A 6,051-nucleotide genomic window follows, 5' to 3' on the forward strand; every position below is an offset into this window, starting at 1 on the left:
GATTCACAAGATCAGCATCATGTTTATTTTTCCATTTCGTTAAGTACTTCCTGAGTAACGCCCATAAACGAAAAGCCGCCATCATGAAATAGATTTTGCATGGTTACCATGCGCGTAAGATCACTGAACAACGACACACAATAGTTTGCGCAATCATCGCTGGAAGCATTTCCCATGGGGCTCATTTTTTCGGCATAATTTATAAATCCGTCAAAACCTTTAACTCCACTGCCGGCAGTCGTGCGGGTAGGGGATTGTGAAACGGTATTTATCCTTACTTTCTTTTTAATGGCATAATGATAACCAAAACTGCGGGCAACACTTTCTAACAATGCTTTGGCATCGGCCATTTCACTGTAATGCGGAAATACTCTTTGCGCAGCTATATAAGTAAGCGCCACTACGCTGCCCCATTCATTCAGCGCATCCATATCCCATGCCGTGCGTAATACGCGGTGAAGCGACATAGCAGAAATATCCAGTGTTTTTTGATTGAATCCGTAATCCAGTTCAGTGTAGGATTTGCCTTTTCTTACATTAAGACTCATCCCTATAGAGTGTAATATAAAATCAATTTTGCCACCAAAATGAGCAGTTGCTTCTTCAAATAATTTCTTCAGGTCATCCATATTGGTTACATCGGCGCCTATAACGGGGGCATTTACTGCTTCAGACAATTTATTGATCTCACCCATACGCAAAGCCACCGGGGCATTGGTAAGCACCAACTGGGCTCCTTCTTCATGACATTTGAGCGCGGTTCTCCATGCAATGGATTTCTCATCCAGCGCACCAAAAATAATTCCTTTCTTTCCTTTTAAAAGGTTATAAGCCATATTGTGGTATTTAAAATTGAGCGTAAAAATAGGCATTCAAAAGCAAGCAACAAATATAATGCAAAGTCCGAAGCAGGAAATCTGTGGAAAATGCAAAGAATCCAAAAACCAAATAACAAGCAACAAATAAATTCAAAGCTTAAAGCCTCAAATCCGAAATCCGAAAGAATACAATGGGAAAAAAAGGAAATAAATTTGGAAAAAGGTTTAGAGATTCAAAAGCCAGCTATAAACAACAAACTACAAATCACAAACTGTGTCCATTTCAAATATTAAATCTCAAATTTTCAAATTCATCATCTCCCTTGCATTTTCAAGCGCGGAAGCGGTCGGCTTTTCGCCGCTTAGCATTTGTGCGATGGTATCTACTCTTTCTTCTGCCGATAAAAGTTTTATGCGTGTATTTATTTTTTCGTCTTTTTCCTTTTTGTATACAAAAAAGTGGGCATCTGCCTTGGCGGCTATCTGCGGCTGGTGCGTAATAGCGATCACCTGGTGCGATTGACCGAGATCTTTCATAATGATACCCACCTGCCTGGCTGCTTCCCCGCTGATGCCGGTATCAATTTCATCAAAAATGAGGGTGGGTAACTGAACGGATGCGGCTACCAATGATTTGATGCAAAGCATTAAGCGGCTTAACTCACCACCACTGGCTACTTTTTTTAAAGGTTCAAACCGGTTGCTTTTATTGGCGTCAAATAAAAATTCAATGGCATCGCCACCGGTAACGTTCAATGCTGCCGGGTTGATGGCTATTTTTATCCGGGCATTGGGCATGCCCACCTGGGTAAGTAATTTATCGGTGTTTTTCTCAAAAGGAGCTACCTGTTTTTGACGGTTAACCGTTAAGGTTTGCGCCAATTGCTGTGCCTGCTGTAATTGTGTTGCAGCTTTTTTTTCTAATTGAGCGATCTCCGTATCAAGATTCAACACTTTATCTAATTGTTGCTGCAGGTTGTTTTGTATAACCAGTAATTCATTAGTGGTTTGAACGCCGTGTTTCTTCAATAATTTATATCCCAATGCCAGCCTGTCACTCACCACCTGTATTCTTTCTTCATCAAAGCGTATTCCGTTATTGATATGTTCTATTTCATCCGTGATATCCCGCAATTCAATTTGTGCCGATTGAAGCCGTTGTACCAAACCGGGAATGGCTGCATGAAAATCGTGCAGGGATTGCAACTGATTGCTTATTCCTTTCAATTGCTGCACAAGCGGTTGCTCTCCTTCGTTTAGCTGATAACCGATTTTGTCGAGTACTGATTTTATATTTTCTGCATTACCCAATAATTTCAGTTCTGCATCTAATGTTTCCAGCTCATTTTCTTTCCACTGCGCTTCTTCTAATTCGGTGTACAAAAAGGTATAATAATCGAGCTCTTTATTGGCGGATGCTTGTTGGTCTTTTGCAGCGGCCAGCGCTTTTTGTGTGCTGCTGTATTGCGTATATGCCTCCTGGTATTGCTTTAAAACTGTTTTATGAGCTGCCAGTGCGTCAATTACCTCCCGTTGAAAATCGCTGTTTCCCAATTCTAATGTATCAAACTGCTGGTGCAGATCAACCAGCAGGGATGTAAATTGTTTGAGCTGGGATAGCGTTACAGGCGTGTCGTTAATGAAGGCCCTTGATTTACCTGTTGAAGCAACCTCTCTCCTTATTACTATTTCTTCATCCGCATCAAGGTCGCCCTGCTGTAAAATCTTTTGAATATCACTTCGTTCGCGAATTGAAAAACTTCCTTCAACAATACATTTTTGCGTGGCATTAAACAATACCGAACTGTCGGCTCTTTCACCCAGTATCAAACCCAGGGCGCCCACCAAAATGCTTTTGCCTGCGCCTGTTTCGCCGGTAATAATATTGAGCTTGTTTGAAAATTCAATTTCAACCGATTCAATAATGGCGTAGTTCCGTATAAATAGTTTTTGAAGCATAACTGCCTGTTACCGCTGCAAGTTAACAGATAGCCTATTTCAGTCCAAGAAAACTATATCCGTACATCCCAAATCCGGCGTAACGCGCCCATTACAACAGATCAAAACCCGAAATCCAATGTAGTTTAGTTAAGCGGTTGGCGATAACGCCAACCGCAATGGCCGCCATGACGGGTGCCCCCACCCGCCATTTAAGACCACTAACTAAACTACTGTTAAGTCAGGTAAATGATGTCTGTATGTTATCGTGAAAAGTGAGAGCCCGCCCGTCTGAATGGCATTCGGACAGGGTAAAGGTGAATAGGCAGTAGTGAATCTCATCTCTCACTATTGACCATTCACTGTCTCTCACCCGGCATCCGGTGCCTGCAAACGCATCAGGTATCACTCCTTTAATATTCGGCTTTTTCCAGGTAAATTCTTTTAGTGTCAGTAAACTCAATCTCTTTGGCAGGAATCACTTTTCCCTTATAGGTAAGATATAATGCCAAAGCTGTGAATATTACACCTCCCACTATATTGCCAAGTGTTACGGGCAATTGGTTATATATCCACCAGTCGCCAAAACTTACTTTTGCGCCGAGCATCATACCCGCGGGAATTACAAACATATTTACTACGGCGTGTTCAAATCCCTGCGCGAAAAAAATAAATATGGGCAGCCATGTAGCTAGAATTTTTCCTGAAGAAGATGATGAAGTAAGAAACATCACTACACCCAATGTTACCATCCAGTTGCATAATATGCCTTTAGTGAACACCGTTACCATACCTGCCGCGCCGTATTGTGCATAGCCCGTGGTTTTTGCTTCCGCTATTTTTATGATGGCCGGGATGAGGGCATTGCTATCGGAGCTTCCCATATTGGTGAGTGATATCCAGAAAAGCACGGCATATAATAATGCACCCAGAAGGTTGCCTCCAAAAACGAGCAACAGGTTTTTGATCATTGCGCCCATGCTTATTTTTCCATCAAAATAAGCTGCAGGAAGTATAGCGAAACTGCCTGTTACAAGTTCAAGTCCGAGTAATACTACAATTATAAAACATGCAGGAAAAATAGCTGCACCCAGGATGCCGGATCCGCTTTGAACAGTAGCGGTAACAGCCAGCGTAGTACCAAAGCCAAGGATAGCGCCCGATAAGGCAGACCGGATTAAAAGATCTGACACGCTTAGTTTTATTTTGGTTTTGCCAGACTGGATCATTAAGTCAATAACTTCTGCCGGTTTTGTATAGCTCATATTAGTTGATTTAAAATTTAAAAAAATATTCAGGTTTAATATTGATCATAATATAAACCCAGTTGGCTCCGGACTGTGGATTGGAAATATTTTTCACAGCAGGGGAGGAGAGCAGCGACGTTGTGAAAAAATGACTATATCCGCCTTCAAGCGTAATATCTTTCCTCCAGTTAAATACAGCAACCAAATCCAGCTCCTGGCCAAAATTGCTGTTGGTGCTGCCGGGATGCAATGGGTCTGTTATTTTGCTGTCGCTGAAAAACTGGTGCAGATCCGCAGTTAAAAGATATCTGTCGGCAAGCTTCCATTTGCTTTTCAGATAATAATCCGTGAGCCCCCCGTTACCAAAACCGCTTCCCGCGTAGAAATAATCCATCAGTCCCCAAAACTTATGGGGTGTGCCGTATAAAGGGTCAAATGCATGGCTTGTAGTTCCGGATGTTCCGCCCGAGGTATGATCCATACCGCCACCTATGGCTATTTTTTTGTTAATGGAATATTGAACATAAACATTCGACATCCATGCGTTTAATTGTTGACCCGATGCATTTTTGCCAAATTGATAGTACAAGCCTGCATTAATGTTCAGCATATCAAAAAAGAGGTTATTAAAATAAGCGCCGGTAGTCATTCTTGTCCATGCACCTTTTTGAAATTGTTTCACATCCATATTGTTCACACTATCGTAATTGTATTTATTAAACTGATCCGCGAAGAATAGAAAGGAAGCGCTCCCATTTTTTAATTTTTTGCCTGCATATAAAAATTCCATGCTTTTATACATGGCGCCGCCATTGGTTGAAGCCGCATAATTTCCGGGAGGTTCACTGTTGTAAATGGTGCCGCTTGCAGCTTCTTTATTTTGGTTGAAAGCGAAGCTACCGTGTAATGTCCATGACCCGCGCTCATATTTTAATAAGGCCGCATCATGCCGCCTGCCCTGCTGCAGCCAGTCTAAGTTGCCAATCAGCCGCTGGTCATCATATGCCAGTTCCTGCCTCCCTATTTTTAGTGATAAAGCATGTTGCTTGACAGATGAATCCGATAACAATAGTTCGGCCCATGCTTCATGCAGCATCACGCCGTTGTTTTGTTGCGTGGAGATTTTATTAATGGTTGATACGTCTTGTCCCCATACCCTTACATCACGCAATGCCAAACCAAATTTGAGCCGCTGGGTATTATAGGAAGCCTGTAAGCCTGTTCTCTGGGAAATAAAAAAAGCGGGGGACGCATCTTCAGGTAACGGGGCGCCCTGTCCCGATCTGAACTCTGCCCTGTTGCGCAATTGCCATGATATATTAAATTGCGCCTGCAGGCGAAAAGAAAAAGTTAACTGCAAAAGGATATATGCTGCCGCATACAAGATCTTTTTTTTCATGTACATTTGACTGGTTTTAAATGAGTGTCTCTTATTTATTACTGAAGGCCTGGAAGGGTGCAACCTTCCGGGCTTATTTATGCGCAAATGGCTTCGCTGATAATCTCTTCTTCAACAATTCCAATGTATACATACTGATCTACTACCTTAACGGGATATGTTTTAATACCGCAACCCTCGTCATCACTCAGGCAACGGCCATCAATAAGCGAAAACGTTTTTTTATGCAGTGGGCAGGCTACTTTGGGTTCACCGCGTTGCGAGCCGATCATTCCCCGGCTAATGGTCATTTGGCGGCGGTGCGGACAAAGGTTCTGGGAAGCATACCACTCTCCGCTCCGTGCAAAATGAAACAAAGCGATCTGCTCATCTTTATATTTTACGCATACGCCCCCGTTTTCGGGAACATCGCTTATCGTGCAGGCAGGATACCATTGTACATTTGGTGTGACATTGTAATTCATGTGCTTGATTTTAAGTGGTTATTTAATTCCGGATCAATATTGTTTTATTTTTTCACCCTGTGTGTACCTAAAATAGGTTGACATATTTTATAATGGTTCAAACAAATTTAATTGTTTATTTAATGGGTCATCTTCATTAATTTTTACTGTATAGATTGTCATTCTTTTTCTGCTTTCTTTTGCTA

The 6,051-nt window shown here is 42.0% G+C and carries 5 protein-coding genes; all 5 read right to left on the minus strand.

Annotated elements, in window-relative coordinates:
* Window positions 1-23: 23 nt before the first annotated feature.
* The 5 genes from FRX45_RS12985 to nirD all read right to left on the minus strand — a co-directional run bounded on the left by FRX45_RS12985 (window position 24) and on the right by nirD (window position 5,866).
* Entirely contained in the window at window positions 24-836 is an 813-nt protein-coding gene (locus FRX45_RS12985) for an enoyl-ACP reductase FabI (protein WP_152268857.1), read from the minus strand.
* Window positions 837-1,115: 279 nt separating this feature from the next.
* Window positions 1,116-2,777: a DNA repair protein RecN gene (gene recN / locus FRX45_RS12990; RefSeq protein WP_152268858.1), complete on the minus strand. Its 1,662-nt coding sequence runs from the start codon at window positions 2,775-2,777 to the stop codon at window positions 1,116-1,118.
* Window positions 2,778-3,169: 392 nt separating this feature from the next.
* Window positions 3,170-4,021, minus strand: coding sequence for a formate/nitrite transporter family protein (locus tag FRX45_RS12995; protein WP_152268859.1), 852 nt, complete (start codon window positions 4,019-4,021; stop codon window positions 3,170-3,172).
* Window positions 4,022-4,031: 10 nt separating this feature from the next.
* Window positions 4,032-5,402 (minus strand): alginate export family protein, encoded by a 1,371-nt coding sequence (locus tag FRX45_RS13000; protein ID WP_152268860.1) that lies wholly within the window; start codon window positions 5,400-5,402, stop codon window positions 4,032-4,034.
* A gap of 77 nt (window positions 5,403-5,479) precedes the next feature.
* Entirely contained in the window at window positions 5,480-5,866 is a 387-nt protein-coding gene (nirD, locus tag FRX45_RS13005) for a nitrite reductase small subunit NirD (protein WP_152268861.1), read from the minus strand.
* Between the last annotated feature and the right edge of the window lie 185 nt (window positions 5,867-6,051).

The organism is Agriterribacter humi (assembly GCF_009192765.1).
GTDB lineage: Bacteria > Bacteroidota > Bacteroidia > Chitinophagales > Chitinophagaceae > Agriterribacter > Agriterribacter humi.